Source organism: Clostridium sp. MF28 (assembly GCF_002969175.1).
Lineage (GTDB): Bacteria > Bacillota > Clostridia > Clostridiales > Clostridiaceae > Clostridium > Clostridium beijerinckii.
The window spans coordinates 1626310-1646506 of record NZ_CP014331.1 but is presented as its reverse complement, the minus strand read 5'-3'; the positions used below and the strand labels follow the sequence as shown (position 1 = coordinate 1646506).

Here is a 20197-nt window from a genome sequence, read left to right as displayed (position 1 = left end):
TCACCTTCTCTTTATGTAAAATTCTATTTTAGTTCCCTTTTCTAATCTTTCTATAATAAGTCCTTCCCCATAAATAAGTTTAATTCTTAAATGTACATTGTAAAGTCCTATTTTATTTTCAGGCACTGCATCTTTATATATATTTTTAATTGCCTCTTCACTTATGCCAACACCACTATCTATTATAGAGATTTTTACTTTTTCACCTCTATCCTTTACAATTATTTTTACTGTGCCCGCTCCCTTATCTTTTAAAATACCATGAATTATAGCATTTTCTACTAGAGGCTGTATTGTAAGACTTGGTATATCGATATCTACATTATCTACATCATAGACTATATTTAATTTATTTCCAAATCTCGCCTTCTCAATTTCTATATAATCTTTAACTTGTTTTAATTCTTTCTTAATATCTATAAATTCACTGTTTATCTCTAAATTATATCTCAAATAACTAGCTAGGTTTATTATAAGTTCTCTTGCTTTATTTGGATCTATTCTAATAAAGGAAGTTATAGCGTTTAGGGCATTAAATAAAAAGTGTGGGTTTATCTGCCTCTGAAGAGCTTTAAGCTCTGCTTTATTAGCCATTGTTTTCATTTGTTCAACCTTTGATACTTCCATTAATGTTGATATAATTTGAGAAAGTCCAACAGCAAGAGCTTGTAGAGAATAAGTTATTCTATGAGAGGTTTTATAATATATTTTTAAGGCTCCTATAACTTCGTTCTTCACTTTAAGAGGTATTATAATTGCAGACTTTAACATTAAGCTTTTATCTTGCAGTCCATTATTTCTTATAATTATTTTATCGCTATTTATTGCCTCTTTAGTTACTTCAGTTATTATTTCGTGTCCAATGTTGTAATATTCTTTTCCAACTCCGATATAAGCTAATATATTTTTTGTATCAGTTATTGATACTGCGTCAGCATCAATATCATCTCTTATGACAGTGCATATCTTATTTAGAGAATCACTATTTATATTTCTAAAGTAAGGGAGAGTCTTATTAGCTATATCAAGTGCCAGTTTTGCTTGTCTAGCAGCTATTTTCTCTTTATCGTCCTCTATACTTTGAATTAATTGAACAATAAAGCCTACACTAATTTGACCTAGTATCATTGGTAATGCTATTTTAGATACTATATCAATGCCTAAAGAAAAAGGTCTGCTTAATAAAAGTATAAGAATCATTGTAATGGTTTCAGAAAACACCCCTGCTATTATTCCAGATATCCATCTATAGTTTCGTTGAATCTTTCTGTTAATATATCCAGATATTATTCCTGCTGTTATACTGCTTATAAGACATGGGATTGAAGTTATACCCCCTACATCTATTAAATATCTATGTACACCAGATAGTACTCCGGCTACAATTCCAACTACTGGTCCAAATATTATACCTCCAGATACTATAGTTATTGTCCGAACATTTACGAGAGAGCCTTCAACATTAAGTCCTGTATAATTAGCTATTATGGCAAATAGAGAAAATACTATACAAGCAATTAAATAGTCTCTTTTACTATAATTGTCCCTACTAAATATTTCTCTAAAGCCTCCAAATCTTGTTATAACAAATAAACACATAAGCAGTAGTGCGACTCTATCTACGAATTGAACTAATATGTTATATACGTAATTCAACTAGAATTCATCTCCATTCATTCATTAATTAGTATAGAATAAGTAATATCATTTTAATTATAATATAGAATAAGGAAGCAGTCGAAAAATAAAATTTATGGTGGATTTAAAAGGTGGTGTATCACCTCCAACATGAAACCCACGACCAATTGTATGTGGCTTAAATAGCTGCTTACAGTTGGTCGTGGGTTTTTATTGTCACTGGTAGTCCATAAATCATGAATTTTAATTAGATGATAATACAATAAGCTACACAGAAGAAGGAATTAATTTAAATATTATTTACTAAAACAGTATTGAATTTGAAAACGTCATATCTATGGTGCGTTTTCGAATATTCGAAAATCTTACCATTTTCTAAATAACATATTTTCTCAAGCTCTATAATAAAGTCAGACTCTGTCAAATTTAAATAAAGTTTATCGTTAGAGTTAGCCTCATCACCTTTTATAGAGATGTGGGCGCTTTGAATTTTAAATCCAAGTTCATTTGTTATGTAATCATAAATAGAGCCTTCTAAATGGTGTTCTTTTAGTCCAGGTATAACATAAATAGGCATATAAGTTTCTTCTAGTATTTGTGGGTCATTATCCACAGATCGTAATCGTAAAATTTTATATATATATTCATCGGTGATGTTAAGTTTTTCTGCAATTTCTTTAGGTGGTGTGATAATAGAAAAATCTATCACAGTTGATTTTAGATGCTCTGTACTAAATTTTTTAGAATAACCTGAAATATTATCTAATTCTATAGTAGTCCTGTTGGACAGATTTTCTTTAACGTAAGTACCAGAGCCCTGTCGTCTTATTAGCATACCTTCTTGAACTAATAAATCTAATGCTTTAGCTATTGTAAGTTTACTGCAATTATAGCATTCAGCTAAAGAATCTCCATCTGGAATTTTTTCATTGGTTTTATAAATATAATTATTTATCTTATTCTTTATATCTTCATATACTACTTTGTATTTAGGCGGCATATATAATCTTCCTTTCTCAATTGTTTCCACACATATATTATATATCAGATATAAATAAAAATATACTGGTATTTATATATCTTTTTATAAAAGGTATATATCTTTTGAAAAAAGGTATTGATTATTTTTGAAAGGACATATATAATCATAATTGAAAATGTTTTCTGCTCGAGACGAGAAACATAATATATATTAAGATGGGAGTTACTTATGAAAAAATTTTATGAATTTCCAGAAGGATTCTGGTGGGGGAGTGCCTCATCAGCAGAGCAATCAGAAGGCAAAGGTAATACTGATAAAGGAAAAACTATTTGGGATCATTGGTTTCAATTAGAAAAAAACAGATTCTATGATGAAGTTGGACCAGATATTACTTCAGATTTCTTCTATAGGTATGAAGATGATATCAAATTAATGAAGGAACTTGGACATAATTCATTTAGAATGTCTATTTCGTGGGCTCGATTATTTCCAAATGGAGATGGAGAAGTTAATGAAAAAGCAGTTGAATTTTATAATAATGTAATTAATTCATTTATAGCTAATGATGTAAAGCCTTTTATTAACTTATATCACTTTGATATGCCGTTAGTAATGCAGGAAAAGGGAGGATGGGAAAGTAAAGAGGTCGTTGAGGCATATGTGAACTATGCAGATAAGTGTTTTGAATTATTTGGAGACAGAGCTGAGCATTGGTTTACATTTAATGAACCTTTAGGACCAGTACTTGGAGGGTACTTACAAGATTTTCACTATCCAAACATAATAGATTTTAAGAGGGGTGCACAAGTAGCTTTTAATACAATTCTTGCACATGCAAAAGCCATTGAAAGATTTAAAAAACACAATCTAAAATCTAAAATTGGAGTAATATTAAATCTTAGTCCTACTTATCCAAGAAGTTCAAATAAGTATGATGTGGAGGCAGCAGAATATTGTGACTTATTTTATAATAGAAGCTTCTTAGATCCTTGTGTAAAAGGCGAATTTCCTAAGAAGTTAGTTGATACTCTTAAAAAATATAATCAAATTCCTATATATACAGATGATGAGCTAAAAATAATTAAAGAAAATACATCTCAAATTTTAGGAATAAATTATTATGAACCAAGAAGAGCAAAGGCGAGAGAAAATGCTGTTAATCCTAATTCTCCATTTATGCCAGAATGGTTTTTTGATCCATATATAATGCCAGGAAGAAAGTTTAATAATTATAGAGGATGGGAAATATACGAGAAAGGAATACTAGATCTTTGTAATGATGTTAAAGAAAATTATGGAAATATAGAAGCTTTTATATCCGAAAATGGTATGGGTGTCACTGATGAAGAACGTTTTCTTGAAAATGGACAAATTAATGATGAATACAGAATTAATTTTATTAAGGGACATTTAAAATATGTTCATAAAGCAATTGAAGAGGGATGTAATATAAAAGGATATCATCTATGGACATTCATTGATTGTTGGTCATGGATGAATGCATATAAAAATAGGTATGGTTTAGTTAGTTTAGATTTAAAAACTCAAAAGAGAACAGTAAAGAAAAGTGGAGAGTTTTATAAACTGTTAGCTACAAATAATGGTTTTGAAGAATAAAAAAGGGGGAATATTGATGAACAAATTTTTTGAAAAACTAGGGAAAGCATCGCAAAAGTTAGGTGGAGAAATACACTTGAGATCACTTAGAGATGCATTTGCATCACTAATTCCATTCATTATTATTGCAGGCTTAATGATTTTCATTAACTATGTTGTTATTGAACCAACAGGATTTATGTCTAAAATAATTAATCCAGCAACATTAACTACTTGGCAAGATGTTGGAACATCTATTAATAATGGTACTTTAAATTTCTTAGCAGTATTGCTAGCGGGTGCATGTGCATATCATCTAGCAATAAATAGGAAATTTGAAAATCCAATAGCACCAGCGCTTCTAGCTATTTCAATATTTGTTGTTTTATTACCATTTGTGATTTCAACTACACCTGTAGGAGTTAAAGAGGCAGTTAAAGTTGCAGGAGTTATTTCTTATAGTTCCACTAATTCAGGTGGGATGTTCGTAGGTATTATAACGTCACTATTATCAACTGAATTATTTATGTGGTTATCTAAAAATGAAAAACTTAAGATTAATATAGGTGGAGAAGCAGTACCTCCAGCCGTTACAAAGTCTTTTAATAGTTTAATACCTATAATGATTACTATTCTAATTTTTGCTGTAGTGTCATTTGCAATAAAACAACTTTTTGGGACAGATATAAATTCACTGATCTTAAAAACAATACAACGACCATTGGTAGCTCTAGTTACTAGTTTACCAGGATTTATAATATTAATGCTGTTGTCTAATTTATTATTTGCAATAGGGATACATCCAGGAGGGGTAATTGCGCCAATTATGGATCCAGTATTATACACAGCTATGAATGAAAATATGACTGCTTTTGCTCAAGGTCAACCTATCCCTCACATAATTAGCATGTCATTTAAGGACACATTTGGAGTAATGGGTGGATCAGGTAATACTATTGCGTTATTAATTGCTATATTCTTATTCTCAAAGAGAAAGGATTATAGAGATATTGCTAAACTTTCCACAGCACCAGGTATATTTAATATTAATGAGCCAGTTATATTTGGTTTACCAATAGTATTTGATTTAACACTAATGATTCCATTTGTATTAGCTTCACCAATTTGCTTAACTGTTGCATACTTAGTGACTGAGGCAGGATGGATGTCACCAGTAGTAATTCAAACACCTTGGACGACTCCACCAATTTTATCAGGATTTCTAGCAACCGGTGGAGATTGGAGAGCTTCAGTATTTCAAATAATTATGATTGCACTTACAGTCTTACTATATATTCCTTTTTTAAAGGTTGCAGAGAAAAAACAGATTGAAGAATAAATAGAAAGAATATAAAAATAAAAGGGAGATGTTTTGTTATGAAAAAAATATTATTAGTATGTAATGCAGGAATGTCAACATCAATGCTTGTACAAAAGATGATTAGAGTGGCAAAAGAAAAGGGTATAGAAGTAACAATAGAAGCTATACCTTCGACAGATTTATCTAAGTGTTGGCAAAGTGCTGATGTAATTCTACTAGGACCTCAAATTGGATTTATGAAAGACAGTGTAAAAGAGATAGTAGAAAATAAGATATCAGTAGAAGTTATTAGTATGGTTGATTATGGCAGAATGAATGCTGACAAAGTTTTAACTTTCGCTATAGATTTAATGAAATAAGGTGGTTTAAAATGGAAGGAATGGAGTTAATAGCTTTCAATATTATTAGTAATGTTGGAACGGCAAAGAGTATGGGAATCCAGGCTTTAATTAAAGGAAGAGGCGGAAATGTAGAAGAGGCAGAAAAATTACTTGAAGATGCATCCGTGTTTATGAGAGAAGGACATAAGTCACATGCACAACTTATACAAGAAGAAGCAAAAGGAAATAAGCAAGAGCTTTCATTAATACTTATGCATGCTGAAGATCAATTAATGGCAGCAGAAATAATTTTATCTTTAGCTAAAGAGATGTTATATATGCAGAAAGAAATAAATGATTTAAAGAAAAAATAGTAAAAAGCCGAGGATTTATCTCGGCTTTTAATAAAATAAGCTTATAAAAAGTTTGAAACGAATAAGAAATAACAATTTTAAGTAAGTGCACAATTAAAAAATATCATAAAAGATTTTATTTAATCAAATAGTTTTGTTAATATTTTAGGAGGTCAAGATGAATTATTATTTGGGAATTGATATAGGAGGTACCAACTTAAGAGCCGCTATTTTAGATAATGAATATAATTTAATAGATAAATTTAAAATATATAATATCGTTGAAAAAGGTGCGAACTATAATGTAGATAATTTAATAAAAATAATTAGGGAAAAGTGGAATACATATAACATTCAGGCTATTGGGGTGGCGTGTCCAGGTCCTTTAGATATAAGAAATGGAGTAATAATTAATCCACCTAATTTAAAAGGATGGGAAGGATTTGAAATAAAAAAATACTTTGAAGAGCGTTTTAAATTACCTACAACTGTAAATAATGATGCAAATGTGGCTGGATATTGTGAAGCTAAGATAGGAGCAGCTAAAAATGCTGAAAGTGTATATTATATTACTCTATCAACAGGAGTAGGTGGCGGATTTGTTTATAAAAATGAGATAATTAATGGCTTTAATAACATAGCTGGGGAAGTATGTAACATGATAATAAATGAAGATGAATATAGTCATGCGGGCTTAAACGCTGGAGGATTAGAAGGACAGTGCAGTGGAGTAAGTATTTCTAGAATTGCTAGTAAGAAGTTAGGACAGGAACTCACTGCCAAAGATGTTTTTGACAGAGCTAAGGATGGAGAAGTAAATTGCAGAGAGGTTTTAAATGAGTGGTCTGTAAATTTATCTAAAGCAATTGCTAATATAATAACTATTGTAGATCCAGAAGTTGTAGTACTTGGCGGATCAGTTATATTAAACAATTCTAATTACTTAGAAAAATTAATTAATGAAGTTAAGCTAAGAGTATTTAACAATACTAATGTAAATATTAAATTGGCTAAAATAGGTGATGATGCAGGATTACTTGGAGCGGGGATTCTAGCATCTTGTTTAAAATGATAGATATAATAAAAATAAATGCAGTATTGAAGATTAAAGAGAAGAAGTATATAAAAGAATCTACTAGGGATTAATGATATGTTCTCCTTAAGGTAGACAGTTAGATAAAAATTTTTATTATGGACAAGTTAAGAATTTTATATTAAGTGCAGGTGGTGGATTTTAAAGATTATGCTTCGCCTTCATCATAAAATCCACGAAAACGAACTGCGCCCTATCTACTTGACAGGTAGCAGTTCATTGTCGTGGGTTATTTTAAGTGTCAAAAGATAAAATTAATAGTGGGAATGATAAGAGTATAAATTTAAATATTACAATTTATTTTAAGATGACATTGAATTAATGAAAATAAATGTGAAAATTAAGTTAGGGGATAAATGATTTTTAAAGAACCTTAGCCGAGTATTAGGTCTCCCATTAATATTCCTACAATTTGCTTTTGAGAATTTAGAACAGGTACAGATATTGCGATACAATAATTATTTGTATCTACAGAAATATAAGGCTCTGATTTGAAAAAATTTCCTTCAATTGCTTCTTTAAAGTATGGCCTATGAGAAAAGTTTACGTAAACTTCATTTTCAGTATAATCTAAAGTTATAGCTTTTCTTAAACCATCTTTTTGCATTAAAGCAAAAAGATCAAAATATGGATACTCAGCTATCTTTTCTTTTAGTATTTTTGTAGCACTATTATAGTCCATATCCAGTAAAATATCATTTTTAGATAAGTTTATGAGAATTTCTAATCCATTATTTATATACTGGTTTGTTTTATCATCTATAGTATAATCTTTTGCAAAGGAATCAATATGTCCTTTTAAATTGCTATTCATATCAGCTAAAGCGGATGCAGAAGTGGAAATATTGATTATAGAGTTTAATTGCTCTTCGGAAGCAGCAGCAACTTTTTTTGTAGAATCTGATATAGCAGTGGAAACAATTTCGATATCATCAATGAATCTACCTATTTTATCTATCTTGTTTCCTTGAATATCAATTATTTTATTTATATTTTTTACTGAAATTAGCGTAGCTTCATTTTTATCTTTAATAGTTTTCAATTTATCTTTTGTTATACTTGAAAATTCAATATTATCATTTATTACTTTTACCTCAGTAGCCATTGATTCGGATATATCTTTTATTATGTTATTTATGTCACTTATTATATTTTTTATATCCTTTGATTGTTCAGAGGATATTTTAGCAAGTTTTTGTATTTCGGTTGCCACAACTGCAAATCCTTTTCCTTGTTCTCCTGCTCGTGCTGCTCAATGGATGCGTTTAGCGCTAACAAAGTTGTATTTTCACTAATACTGTTTACTGCATCTGAAATACTTTGAATTGTATACACTTTGTCGTATAGTAATTTAGTTTTATGTGCTAAATTTTCATTAGAAAGTGCAGAATTATTAAGTTTTTGTATCAGTTGATCATAAATTTCATTTGTTTTATTTATTTCAAGTGTCATGTAATAAGACATATCTTCAATTGAACTTCCGTTATTTATTATAGATTTATTTTCTTCAACGATTTCTGCGATAAAATTCTTGGCTTGTACTATATCATTGGTTTGATTTTCAACAACAGTAGATATTTGATTTATTACCGTTGTCGTATTATTGGCAGCGAATTCAACCTCTTTTGAATATTTTCCTAAATCTTTGCAATAATCTATTAACTTATCATTAAGTGTTGCGGTTTCATTTATAAATTTTCTTATATATAAGATAAATGTATTTATATTTAAAGAAAACTTTTTAAAAATCCCCATTCTGTTTAAAGTTAATGTTTTTGTTAAATCACCTTTAGATATCTTTTCTAAATGATTACTTATTGTATATAATTTTTGAGTATTTGATTTAAAAATTATTGCGACTAGTATTAAGGTTATTAATACTGATGTAATTATAGTAACTATAAACATACTAATGCCCCCTTATGTAATAATATCCGACTAAAACTATATGTTTAATATATATTATAATAAATATTGGAAATTGTAAACATATTTTTCTTAAATCATTTTACTTTAAATAAAGTGAGGAAATAGTATATAGTAAATTTTGTGTCAAAATATCGAACGATTAAAGCGTGTATTAGAATTACATTGAAAAATTATATATATAAATTGATGAAATGATTAAGAGTAAATTAAAATTGCCCTCCATTTTGCACGAAATCGGAGGCAGTTCAACTAAAAAATTAGAAATGCAAATTAATATACATTTCTAACTTTTATATTACTGTTTAATATTGATTCTTTTTCTTAAATAAAATAGCCTGATCCCAAATGACATCATAAGGTGCTGGACCAACTAATGTTTCTTGATTTAAATATAGTCTAAAGGCTATAAATGCTTCTTGATAGTTATTAACTCCGTAGCATGCCCCTTTTGGATTTCCTGTACTATAAGGGATAATAGCTACACAATCGCCACAACCTTTTCTGGCCATTTTATACACATAATAATTATTTGATACTTCGCAATCTTTAGGAAAAAATTCATTTGCTGATCCTTCACAATCAGGCGAGTAAATAACACTAACACCGTTAAGTTTTTTAGCACCATAGAAACTAGAATTATAGTAAACTGCTTTTCCAGTTTGGGTGTGATTAACTCCGTAGGTGATTACAAAATCATCATCAGATGTTAATTCGAAATTGTTTGTTCGGAGGTACAAGGCATCTCTACTTTCGCCTAGTACATTCACATCCATTAGAATTCCTTCAAAGCTTTCCATAACCCAAATATTAGTTTTAAGATCTATAGCTTCATAGTCATTACTATAATATTTTTCAAGAATCTTATACCTTAAATAATTTAAATCATCTCTAGCATGTGGTAGTAGATTAAATTCTGTTTTGCATGTTTCACGGATTTTAAGTGTAGGTACTGGCCAAGAATGGTTGTTTTTAATTGGCTTTTTAGGTGTAATTCGAAGTACATGCCAGTATTTGTCCAAATTATCTAAATACTCTTGTCCAATGTCTCTATTTTCCCATATTGATGCTCTCATGAGTATTGCAAAGGTATCCTTACCTCTTTCAAGTCCTAAGTTGACAAGACCCTCTGGTATATTATCATTATTCATGATATCGGAACTAAATCCAGAATTAATTAAAGCCTTCCGCACTTGGTGGTTAATATATTGGTCAGCAGTTGTAATAATAATTGTAGAACTATCATAGGGATATCCTAGTGTTCCATCAGGTGTATTTTCAGTGTTAATATTATAGTTATTAATAGTATCACCTAGGCTGCCAAATATTATATGGTATTTTCCGGTTTGATTATTACCTACAGTAGTATTATCACTATAATCTTTTCCTATTTTGTTTTTGGCAAAGAAAAGAAAACTTCTGAAACTGTAGTAATATGCTTTAGGTGGTGTTTTTCCGATTAAAACAATAGCCTCATCAGGACGTAATTTGTAGGGAACTCCTTCTTCTATAAATTCTATAGAAGACTCTTGATTAGGAGAAGGTGGGACTAGAGCAAGAGCATATGGAGCACCTGCATTATTTCCCAAAGCAGTATTGACTAAACCTTCGCTGCAATATTTTAAAATATCTACATATTTTAATTCTCCTTCTTGAACTATACAACCTTGATGCTCTAATGAATTAATGAATTCCTTAACTTTTTTTTCATTGTTCTTATCACAATTACAATAATTATAATCTTTATGCATTTTGCTACTCCCTTTTTTCTTTGATTCTTTTCATTTGTTATTTATTATTATATGCTGAATGTTTAAAGTGGGTGCCATAACAGACAGGATTGTAACTGACCAAATAAAATTAGATACAATGCCAGTGCAGAAATAAAAAAAGTTATGAAATGCAAGGATATAAGTAATGGCTAATTCAAATTGAAATGCGATTATTGTAGTGAAATAAAGATAAGTTGATTTTATAAACAAAGGCATTAATATGTAATATATTGAGGATTAAAATGAGATTAAATTCAGTGTTGGATTTTAAAGGTAGCATTTCGCCTCCATCATGAAACCAATGGAAACTACAATTTGGATTTTCGTTAGTTTATTTTTGTATTTTGAAGATGTTCAGTTAAAAATTATGAGCTTTAGAATACGTTTAAACTATTTTTTGGAAATTTAAATATTTGGACAGCTAACCAATATATTTAAATTATTGATTTTTTAATATCTATATGATAACATGACATATATATTAAAAAAATGACAATTATTAATGAAATATAGTAATTGAGAGCTATGAAGAATTCTTTTTATGTGGATATTTTAAGAATTTCGAGCTATCTGTGCAGTCGACCAATTTAAACTAATAAGTTCTTTTTTGATTAGTTTAAATTGGCCTTTATTATTTATAAAAATTATATAAAGAACAATATTTTTAGGGGTGGAGTATGAGTAAATTTGGGAAGAAAATATTAAGAATGATGTTGGTTATTTTATCATCTATAGCTATAATCTTAGTTTCAGTAAATCTGATTATGTTTGAAAAATTTAAAAAGGAACTTAGGCAAACAGTTACTCAATGTATTTCAGATTTAACTGTTTCTATTGATGGAGACAAGCTTGAAAAGCTTATAAAAGAACAATCAGATGACAGTGTAGAATATCAAGATATATTAAATTCAATGAGTTTGGCTAAATCAAAAAGCGTTGCAAGGAATTTTTATACACTTGAAAGAGTTCAAGGAACACAGGCTAAGTTTTTAGTTGATGTTTCAGTAGATGCATCTGAATTTTTAGAAGATTATACTATGGATAGCGGCATGAAGGAAGCTTTTAATGATAAAGTTGTAGTAACAAATGAATCGTTTACAGATGAGTATGGGACTTTTATTTCTGCTTATGCACCAATTAAAAATTCAGAAGGAAAGGTTATAGCTATTGCTGGAGTAGATGTAGACTCAAGTATGTTTGAAGGCATGAGAAGTGCGTTGCTAAATGCAACAATTCTAACAATAGTTATTGTGAGTATTTTAGCTTTTGTTATGATTTATTTATATTCTAAGAAATTAAGTAATAATATTGTAAAAATACAAAGTGTTTTAGGTAAAATGAGTGATGGTGATTTAACTAGTAATATAAATATAAGAACAAAGGATGAGATTGAGGATATAGCTATATCAATAGATAAGGTTCAGAATTCTTTAAAAGCTCTGATAAACGATGTAGCAATTGTATCTAAAGATATGAATACTGTTAATGATACAGTAAATGATAAAGTGAAGCATCTAAATAATGATGTTGAAGAAGTTTCAGCAATTACAGAAGAAATTTCAGCGAGTATAGAAGAGAGTGCAGTATCTGCAGAAGAGATGTCAAGAACTTCAAAGGAAATAGGAATTATAGTTAATTCTATAGCTGAAAAATCACAATACATTGAAGAGAAATCAAATCAAGTAAGTGAAAAAGCTAAAAATATTATGGGAACTTCAAAAAATAATCAAAAGGAAACTGAAAAAGTGTTTAAAGAAACAGGTATTAAATTGAAGCAATCCGTTGAAAAAGCTAAAGCTGTGGAGAAAATAAATGTATTATCGGAATCTATACTTCAAATAACTTCACAAATTAACTTACTTGCACTTAATGCAGCAATAGAGGCAGCAAGAGCTGGAGAAGCTGGCAAAGGATTTAGCGTAGTAGCAGAAGAAATAAGAAGGCTGGCAGAACAATCTAATGAAACTATAAATAAGATGCAAAATACAACGTCAATTATATTATCTTCGGTTGAAGATTTAACTAATAATTCTAATAATATGCTTAGTTTCATGGAAAACAGAATATTAAAAGATTACGAAACTTTAGTTAATGCAAGTCATGAATATAATAATGATGCGTTATATTATAAAGAATTTTCCTCTGAGTTAGGTATAACTTCGAAAGAACTTTTATTATTCTGTAGAAAATATACTAGAAACCATAGAAAATGTAGCAGATGCATCTAATGAAGGTGCAAGGGGAGTTTCAGATATAGCAAATAAAGTCGGAAATATAACTACTCAATCTAATGATGTATTGGAAGAGGCATTAAAAGCTAAAACAAGTTCGGAAAAACTAAAACAAGAGGTATTTAAATTTAAAATTTAAAAAATATGACAACACCCACAAAAATCTGAAATTAGGATTTTCATGGGTGTTTTATTTTATAACATAGTTTTGCTATTACACTGTTGTGCAAGTTATCACTTTCAGCAAAATTTTCATAGTCCTGCGAAATAAGAATGTTTCTACTTTCGGTGGATTATCGTATAAATCTAAATTCAATATTATCTACTGCATTCAGAAGCTTCACCTGTTAGAATATCAATTCCATGAGGAAGGGCTGGCAGTATAACTTCTAGATTTTCTACAGCGCCTTTTGGACTTCCAGGTAAATTTACTATTAAGGTACTTTTCCTAATTCCGCTAACAGCTCTTGAAAGCATAGCTTTAGGAGTTATTTTTAGTGAAGCACTTCTCATTGCTTCAGGGATACCAGGCACTAATTTTTCGATAACACTTGTTGTGGCTTCTGGAGTAACATCTCTCTTTGAAAAACCTGTTCCACCATTTGTTAAGATCATATTAATACCTAAGGAATCGCAAAGATATATTAGTTCTTCTTTTATCATTTCAACTTCATCAGGGATTATTTTATAATAATCTACAGAAAACTTATCACTTGGTAGAATATCTTTTATAGCTGGACCAGTTAGATCTTCTCGTTGATTGTTGTAGCCTTTATCACTTATAGTTAATATAGCTGTACTTATCATTTTATATTTACCTCCTGCGGGAAAATTTATATTAATAAACATTTGAATTTAAATATTATACTATAGTTTAGTTATAGATTAAATTAATAATATCAATTATAAGCTCATTGAAGAAAAAATGAAAGACTTAAAATAAACGATGATTAGTTAGAAATATGTCGAAATAAAGCTTTAAATAAAAAATTCAATCAACATTCAGAGTTGACTAAAATATTATGACAAGGTAAAATTTATAGAACTGGATTTTGTTAATAAAATAGGAGATTTAAATAGAAAATGAGTGCTATAAATCTTGAATTGCAAGAACAAATTAAAAAAGTTACAGTTAAAATTATAAAGCATTATAGAGGTAGAGGGCCAGAATATGTTAAAGTGAAGGTTGATTCCCTTGACACAATAACTTTAGAGATAAAAGGGATACTTTCAAATCTTAGTGAAATTTTGGTTAATGAAGGTGCTGTCAATATGGTAGCAGATTATTGGAAGATAATGAAGCCCCATCTTGAAAAAAATTTCCTTCAGGAAGTGAAAGATATATTAAAAAAAGACTTTACTTATAGCTGGAAAATTTGTAATATAGAAAACGATAATAGAACAGTTGTTATAACAATAAAATTAATAGATTAAAATTAGAAAAGTTAATAAATTAAGGTTGGATTGAAAAGAAAAATATTAGGCACTAGAAAGAAAATATGCTAGTATACTTACTTGTTATTTTTTGATAGTGCCGAGTTTATGTTTTAGCTTTTAAATAAACCAGTACTAAGGACCGTTGAAACAAACAGTCTTTGTACTGGTTTTTTGTTTTTTTTAGATAATATTTGATTTAGTGATTGAATAATTAAGGCATATGATGATTTATTATTTTTTGATTATGCCTAAAAAGGAGTGTATTAGAATATGGAAAAGAAAGTGTTAACGGTGTGTCCTTATTGTGGAAGTGGGTGCAATTTATATCTTGTAGTTAATGATGGAAAGATTGTAAGAGCGGAACCTGCAAATGGTGATAATAATGAAGGAAAATTATGTTTAAAAGGATATTATGGCTGGGATTTCTTAAATGATCCTCAAATATTAACTTCTAGAATTAAAAAGCCTATGATAAGAAAAAATGGGGAATTAGAAGAAGTTTCATGGGATGAAGCTATTAAATTTACAGCAGAAAACCTTATGAAGATAAAAGCAAAATATGGACCTGATGCAATTATGGGAACGGGTTCAGCTAGAGGTCCAGGAAACGAACCAAACTATGTAATGCAAAAATTTATGAGAGCAGTTATTGGAACTAACAATATAGATCATTGTGCTAGAGTATGCCATGGGCCATCTGTTGCAGGACTTACTTATTCACTAGGTGATGGTGCTATGTCAAATTCGATTCCAGAAATTGAAGATTCAGACGTTTTATTTGTATTTGGATATAATCCAGCAGAAACTCATCCTATAGTGGCAAGAAGAATAGTTAAGGCTAAAGAAAAGGGTGCAAAAATAATTGTAACAGATCCAAGAAAGACAGATGTTGTAAGATTATCTGATTTATGGCTTCAACTAAAAGGTGGAACTAATATGGCTTTAGTTAATGCCTTTGGAAATGTGTTAATAAATGAAAATTTATATAATCATGATTATGTAGAAAAATACACTGAAGACTTTGAAAAGTATAAAGCAGAAGTAGAAAAATATACTCCAGAATATGCTGAAAAAATAACAGGTGTAAAAGCTGACTATATAAGAAAAGCGATGAGAACTTATGCAAAGGCTAAAAATGCCACAATATTATATGGTATGGGAGTTTGTCAATTCTCGCAAGCTGTTGATGTAGTAAGAGGACTCGCATCTATTGCACTTTTAACAGGAAACTTTGCAAGACCGAGTGTTGGAATTGGACCAGTTCGTGGACAAAATAATGTACAAGGAACTTGTGATATGGGGACAATCCCTAATAATTATCCAGGATATCAACTTGTAACAGATAAGAAAGTACAAGAAAAATTTGAAAAGGCTTGGGGTGTTGAACTTTCAGATAAAAATGGGTACTTCTTAACTCAAGTGCCTGAGTTAGTTCTTAAGGAAGATAAAATAAAAGCCTACTATATATTTGGAGAAGATCCAGTTCAAAGTGATCCAAATGCAGCAGAACTTAGAGAAGCTTTAGATAAAATTGAATTCATAGTGGTACAAGATATATTTATGAATAAAACAGCTCTTCATGCAGATGTTATTTTACCTTCGACTTCTTGGGGGGAACATGATGGAGTTTATAGTTCAGCAGATAGAGGATTCCAAAGAATAAGAAAAGCAGTAGAACCTTTAGGGGATGTAAAAACTGATTGGGAAATAATAAGTGCAGTAGCAACAGCTATGGGTTACCCAATGAATTATAAAAATACAGAAGAAATATGGGATGAAATGAGAAGTCTATGTCCTAAGTTTGCAGGAGCAAGTTATAAAAAGATTGAAGAACAAGGAATTGTTAGATGGCCTTGTCCTACGGAAGATCACAAAGGAACTTCTTATTTATATGAAGGAAATAAATTTACTACTCCTAGCGGTAAAGGAAGATTATTTGCTTGTGAATGGAGACCACCAGTTGAATTAACAGATGAAGAATATCCTTTAAGTTTATCAACAGTAAGAGAAGTTGGACATTATTCAGTAAGAACAATGACAGGAAATTGTCGTGCCCTTCAAAAGCTTGCAGATGAACCAGGCTTTATACAAATGAGTATTGAAGATGCAGAGGAGTTAAATATAAAAGATCAAGAACTTGTAAGAATAACATCTAGAAGAGGAAGTGTATTATCAAGAGCACTTATTACTGAAAGAGTTAAAAAGGGTTCTACTTTTATGACATATCAATGGTGGATTGGTGCATGTAATGAGTTAACTAATGATAGTCTTGATCCTATTTCAAAAACTCCTGAATTTAAATATTGTGCAATTAAGGTTGAAAGAATCGAAGATCAAAAATCAGCTGAGGAATATATAATAACTGAATATGAAAACATAAGAAAGAAAATGAGAATAACATCTGAAAAATAGTATATATGTTGCAATTCACAATTACAGCTAAAATTCTTTTAATATTTTTAAAATTATGCTGAAGAATTATTTTTGCAATATATATTAGGAATTTAAAAGAAAATGATAAGGCACAAGCAAAAAAATAGATAAGTATGCTTGTATATTTTACTTCATATGATGAGAGATGTTTACCAAATAGGGCCAATCAGGTGAACATTATAGGGAGGAAACAGCAATGATTAGTGTAGAAGAAGCTTTAAGAATAATTTCGGAAGAATCTAAGGCCTTAGAATGTGAAGAGAAGGATATTTTATCTTGTTTAAATAAGGCATTAGCAGAAGATATATATTCTAGAGATAATCTTCCACCATTTGATAAATCAGCAATGGATGGATATGCCATAAAAAGTGAGGATACTGATTTATATGAAGATGGAGTTTCAATAGAGCTTGAGATAGTTGATCTTATAAAAGCTGGAGAGTTTAGTGATAAAGAATTAAAAAACGGGCAAGCAATGAAGATAATGACAGGAGCACCAGTGCCTAAAGGTGCAAATGCAGTAATACAAATTGAGAAAGTAGAAGTTCGTGAAGATACTCTTTATATTTCTGAGAAAGTTAAAGATGGATGCAATGTAATAAAACTTGGTGAAGAAATTAAAGTAGGAGATATTGCTTTAAGAAAAGGAACAATGATTAGGCCAACTGAAATTGGAGTTTTAGCTTCTTTAGGTTATAGCAAAATTAAAGTTCATAGAGATCCGGTAATATCAATACTTACAACAGGTGATGAACTTGTGGATATAAATGAAACTCCTAAGTTTGGACAAATAAGAAATAGCAATGAATATTCACTAAAAGCATTAATTCAGAATTTAGGATTAGAAGCTTTATGCCTAGGAATTGTTGAAGATAAAAAAGATACGTTAAAAAGTAAAGTTAAAGAAGCATTAGAAAAATCAGATATAGTTATAACTTCAGGTGGTGCTTCTGTTGGTGATTTTGATTTTGTAGAACAAGTGTTGAATGAAATAAATGCTGATATAAAATTTCAATCTGTAGCTATAAAGCCAGGGAAGCCAATAAGTTTTGCAGTCATTGATAAAAAACTATTTTTTAGCTTACCAGGTAATCCATTATCTGCAATAACTACCTTTGAAGAATTCGTAAAGCCAGCTTGTGAAAAAATGCTTGGTAAAAATATGGAGAGTGATGATACTCTCCAAGTTATACTAGCTGAAGACTTTAAAGAAAAAGAAGGCAGAAGTAAATACATATATGTAAATATAAAAGCTGAGAACGGAAAGTTATATGCATATAAGGTTGGATCTCAAAGTTCTAACCAGTTAATTACTATGAGTAAGGCAAATGGAATAATAATAATGCCAGCAGGAATTGGATATAAAAAGGCAGGAGAAGTTTTAAGTGGAAAATTCATCTTTAAATAAATCAAGTGAACTTAAAGTAATATCTATAGTTGCAACTAAATCTGGAACAGGGAAGACAACGCTCATAGAAGCATTGATACCTATATTAAAAGAAAAAAACTATAACATAGGAGTCCTAAAACATGATGCTCATAAATTTGAAATTGATAAAGAGGGAAAAGACAGTTATAGGTTTGTAAAAGCTGGAGCAGACAAAATGGTTATTTCATCAAAAGAAAAAATAGCTATGATAGAAAAGCTAAAGGAAGAAAAAGATCTTGAAGAAATACTAGAACTATTTGTAGGTATGGATTTGGTAATCATAGAGGGATATAAAAATAATGGATACCCTAAAATAGAAGTTCATAGAAAAGAAGTTGATTCAAAGCTTCTATGTGAAAATGAAAGTTCGGATAGAACGAAATTTTTAGCGGTAGCTACTGACGAAAAGCTAAATCTAGACATAGAACAATTAGATATCAATGATGTGAATAAGATAGCTGAATTTATTGAGGACAAAGTTATTTTTAAAGTGCGCGAAGGAGAAATAAATAATGGAAAAAACATTAGAATGTAAAGTTTTTAAAATAGAAGACGGCATTTGTAAAGCAGATGTAGATGAACTTCTAGTTAGAGAATACCCACTAACAATTTTTCTTAATGGAAAAAAATTAGCTACACTTTTATGTAGCCCAGAAAACTTAAAAGCATTGTCAGTTGGCTTTTTAAGAACAGAAGGTTTAATAAATACTAGTGAAGATATAATATCTTTTAATTTAAATGAAGAAAAAGGAATTGCAGAGGTTGAGACTAAGAATAAAGATGCTGCTCGCGAAAGCTTTTTCTCTAAGAAAATTGATTTGGAAAGTATAAAGGATCAATCAATTGATGGAATTGATAATTTCTTAGATTCCTTAAACTGCAAGCCTGTTGAAAGTGATGCTAAAATGCATACTGAAAATATATTCGAATTTATGAGAACAAATTTAGATTATTCGGATGTTTTTAAGAACACAGGAGGAGTTCACTGCGTTGCATTATGTGATAGCAATGAAATGCTTGTAGTGTATGAAGATGTAGCTAGACATAATGCCTTGGACAAGGTCATTGGAGAATCACTTATGAAAGGAATATTCCTTAAGGATAAAGCGGTTATACTTAGCGGAAGAGTCTCTCTTGAAATGATACTAAAGGCGGCAAAGCTAGAGATACCAATAATTATATCTAAATCAGCGCCTACAAGTCTTTCTGTAGCTCTTGCAAAAAGATTAAATATTACCTTAGTTGGATTTGTAAGAGGGAATAAAATGAATATATATGCTAATGGATATAGAATTATGAAATAATTCACCGAAATGACAGGTACTCAGTTGTTTCGGTTACTGAGAATAAGTTGAGGATTTCTAACAGTAGAAGTTGCACCATTTCTGCATGCTCCTAAAGACAAGCTTCAGGACAAGCGAAAATGGAACAACTTCTACAGAAGAAATGCCAGCAACTTGTTCTCTAATGTAACACTACACAAAAGAGTACCTCTCATTTCTGGTATGTGTATATTTCAAAATATAAGTGAAATTTAAGTTGTGGGTATATTTATGATTTTGGGAAGATACTACATAAGTCTATGTTTAAATTTGGATAGCTATAAGTATTAGGTACAAACCCCAGGAATATTAGATCAATATGTTTGCTATTTTATGTCATACGG

17 protein-coding genes and 1 riboswitch are annotated in these 20197 nt (G+C 29.9%); of the genes, 11 read left to right on the top strand and 6 right to left on the bottom strand.

Features of this window, described 5'->3' with window-relative positions:
- The gene (locus AXY43_RS07370) at positions 1-1656 is read right to left on the bottom strand and encodes a sensor histidine kinase (protein ID WP_171780461.1); all 1656 of its coding nucleotides are present in this window, start codon (positions 1654-1656) and stop codon (positions 1-3) included.
- A 271-nt stretch (positions 1657-1927) separates the two neighbouring features.
- Positions 1928-2668: a GntR family transcriptional regulator gene (locus tag AXY43_RS07365; RefSeq protein ID WP_242654939.1), complete on the bottom strand. Its 741-nt coding sequence runs from the start codon at positions 2666-2668 to the stop codon at positions 1928-1930.
- Positions 2669-2848: 180 nt separating this feature from the next.
- Here AXY43_RS07365 and AXY43_RS07360 point away from each other — a divergent pair, with 180 nt between their 5' ends.
- From AXY43_RS07360 to AXY43_RS07340, 5 genes are all read left to right on the top strand, one after another.
- Positions 2849-4237 carry a glycoside hydrolase family 1 protein gene (locus AXY43_RS07360; RefSeq protein WP_105411304.1) on the top strand — a complete coding sequence of 463 codons (1389 nt, stop codon included), beginning with the start codon at positions 2849-2851 and terminating at the stop codon, positions 4235-4237.
- A 16-nt stretch (positions 4238-4253) separates the two neighbouring features.
- Complete coding sequence (locus AXY43_RS07355) at positions 4254-5555, top strand: PTS sugar transporter subunit IIC (RefSeq protein WP_023975629.1); 1302 nt, start codon at positions 4254-4256, stop codon at positions 5553-5555.
- 38 nt (positions 5556-5593) lie between these two features.
- Positions 5594-5896, top strand: a complete 303-nt coding sequence (locus tag AXY43_RS07350; RefSeq protein ID WP_105411303.1) for a PTS sugar transporter subunit IIB — start codon at positions 5594-5596, stop codon at positions 5894-5896.
- Positions 5897-5907: 11 nt separating this feature from the next.
- Entirely contained in the window at positions 5908-6231 is a 324-nt protein-coding gene (locus AXY43_RS07345; protein ID WP_009172400.1) for a PTS lactose/cellobiose transporter subunit IIA, read from the top strand.
- 157 nt (positions 6232-6388) lie between these two features.
- Positions 6389-7282, top strand: a complete 894-nt coding sequence (locus tag AXY43_RS07340) for an ROK family protein (RefSeq protein ID WP_105411302.1) — start codon at positions 6389-6391, stop codon at positions 7280-7282.
- Positions 7283-7676: 394 nt separating this feature from the next.
- Here the strand turns inward: AXY43_RS07340 and AXY43_RS07335 are convergent, their stop codons facing one another.
- From AXY43_RS07335 to AXY43_RS07325, 3 genes are all read right to left on the bottom strand, one after another.
- Positions 7677-8516, bottom strand: a complete 840-nt coding sequence (locus AXY43_RS07335; protein WP_105411301.1) for a methyl-accepting chemotaxis protein — start codon at positions 8514-8516, stop codon at positions 7677-7679.
- Positions 8459-9211, bottom strand: coding sequence for a methyl-accepting chemotaxis protein (locus tag AXY43_RS07330; protein WP_105411300.1), 753 nt, complete (start codon positions 9209-9211; stop codon positions 8459-8461). Before AXY43_RS07330 ends, AXY43_RS07335 begins: the two co-directional genes overlap by 58 nt.
- Positions 9212-9534: 323 nt before the next feature.
- On the bottom strand, positions 9535-10980 hold the full coding sequence (locus tag AXY43_RS07325; RefSeq protein WP_105411299.1) for a hypothetical protein: 1446 nt from the start codon (positions 10978-10980) through the stop codon (positions 9535-9537).
- 530 nt (positions 10981-11510) lie between these two features.
- Positions 11511-11594, top strand: a riboswitch (cyclic di-GMP riboswitch).
- Between the two features lie 84 nt (positions 11595-11678).
- On the opposite strand from AXY43_RS07325, the gene AXY43_RS07320 reads away from it, so the two are divergent.
- Entirely contained in the window at positions 11679-13229 is a 1551-nt protein-coding gene (locus tag AXY43_RS07320; protein WP_242986284.1) for a methyl-accepting chemotaxis protein, read from the top strand.
- 321 nt (positions 13230-13550) lie between these two features.
- Here the strand turns inward: AXY43_RS07320 and AXY43_RS07315 are convergent, their stop codons facing one another.
- The gene (locus AXY43_RS07315; protein ID WP_012059968.1) at positions 13551-14039 is read right to left on the bottom strand and encodes a MogA/MoaB family molybdenum cofactor biosynthesis protein; all 489 of its coding nucleotides are present in this window, start codon (positions 14037-14039) and stop codon (positions 13551-13553) included.
- Positions 14040-14315: 276 nt separating this feature from the next.
- Between AXY43_RS07315 and AXY43_RS07310 the strand changes: the two genes are divergently transcribed.
- From AXY43_RS07310 to fdhD, 5 genes are all read left to right on the top strand, one after another.
- Complete coding sequence (locus AXY43_RS07310) at positions 14316-14666, top strand: Na-translocating system protein MpsC family protein (RefSeq protein ID WP_023975240.1); 351 nt, start codon at positions 14316-14318, stop codon at positions 14664-14666.
- A 273-nt stretch (positions 14667-14939) separates the two neighbouring features.
- A complete protein-coding gene (gene fdhF / locus AXY43_RS07305; RefSeq protein ID WP_105411298.1) occupies positions 14940-17081 on the top strand; it encodes a formate dehydrogenase subunit alpha in 2142 nt (713 codons plus the stop codon).
- Positions 17082-17298: 217 nt separating this feature from the next.
- Positions 17299-18510, top strand: a complete 1212-nt coding sequence (locus AXY43_RS07300) for a molybdopterin molybdotransferase MoeA (RefSeq protein ID WP_023975238.1) — start codon at positions 17299-17301, stop codon at positions 18508-18510.
- Complete coding sequence (mobB, locus tag AXY43_RS07295; RefSeq protein ID WP_023975237.1) at positions 18488-19066, top strand: molybdopterin-guanine dinucleotide biosynthesis protein B; 579 nt, start codon at positions 18488-18490, stop codon at positions 19064-19066. Before AXY43_RS07300 ends, mobB begins: the two co-directional genes overlap by 23 nt.
- Positions 19044-19835: a formate dehydrogenase accessory sulfurtransferase FdhD gene (gene fdhD, locus AXY43_RS07290; protein ID WP_023975236.1), complete on the top strand. Its 792-nt coding sequence runs from the start codon at positions 19044-19046 to the stop codon at positions 19833-19835. The genes mobB and fdhD overlap by 23 nt, the downstream gene beginning before the upstream one ends.
- Positions 19836-20197 lie beyond the last annotated feature (362 nt).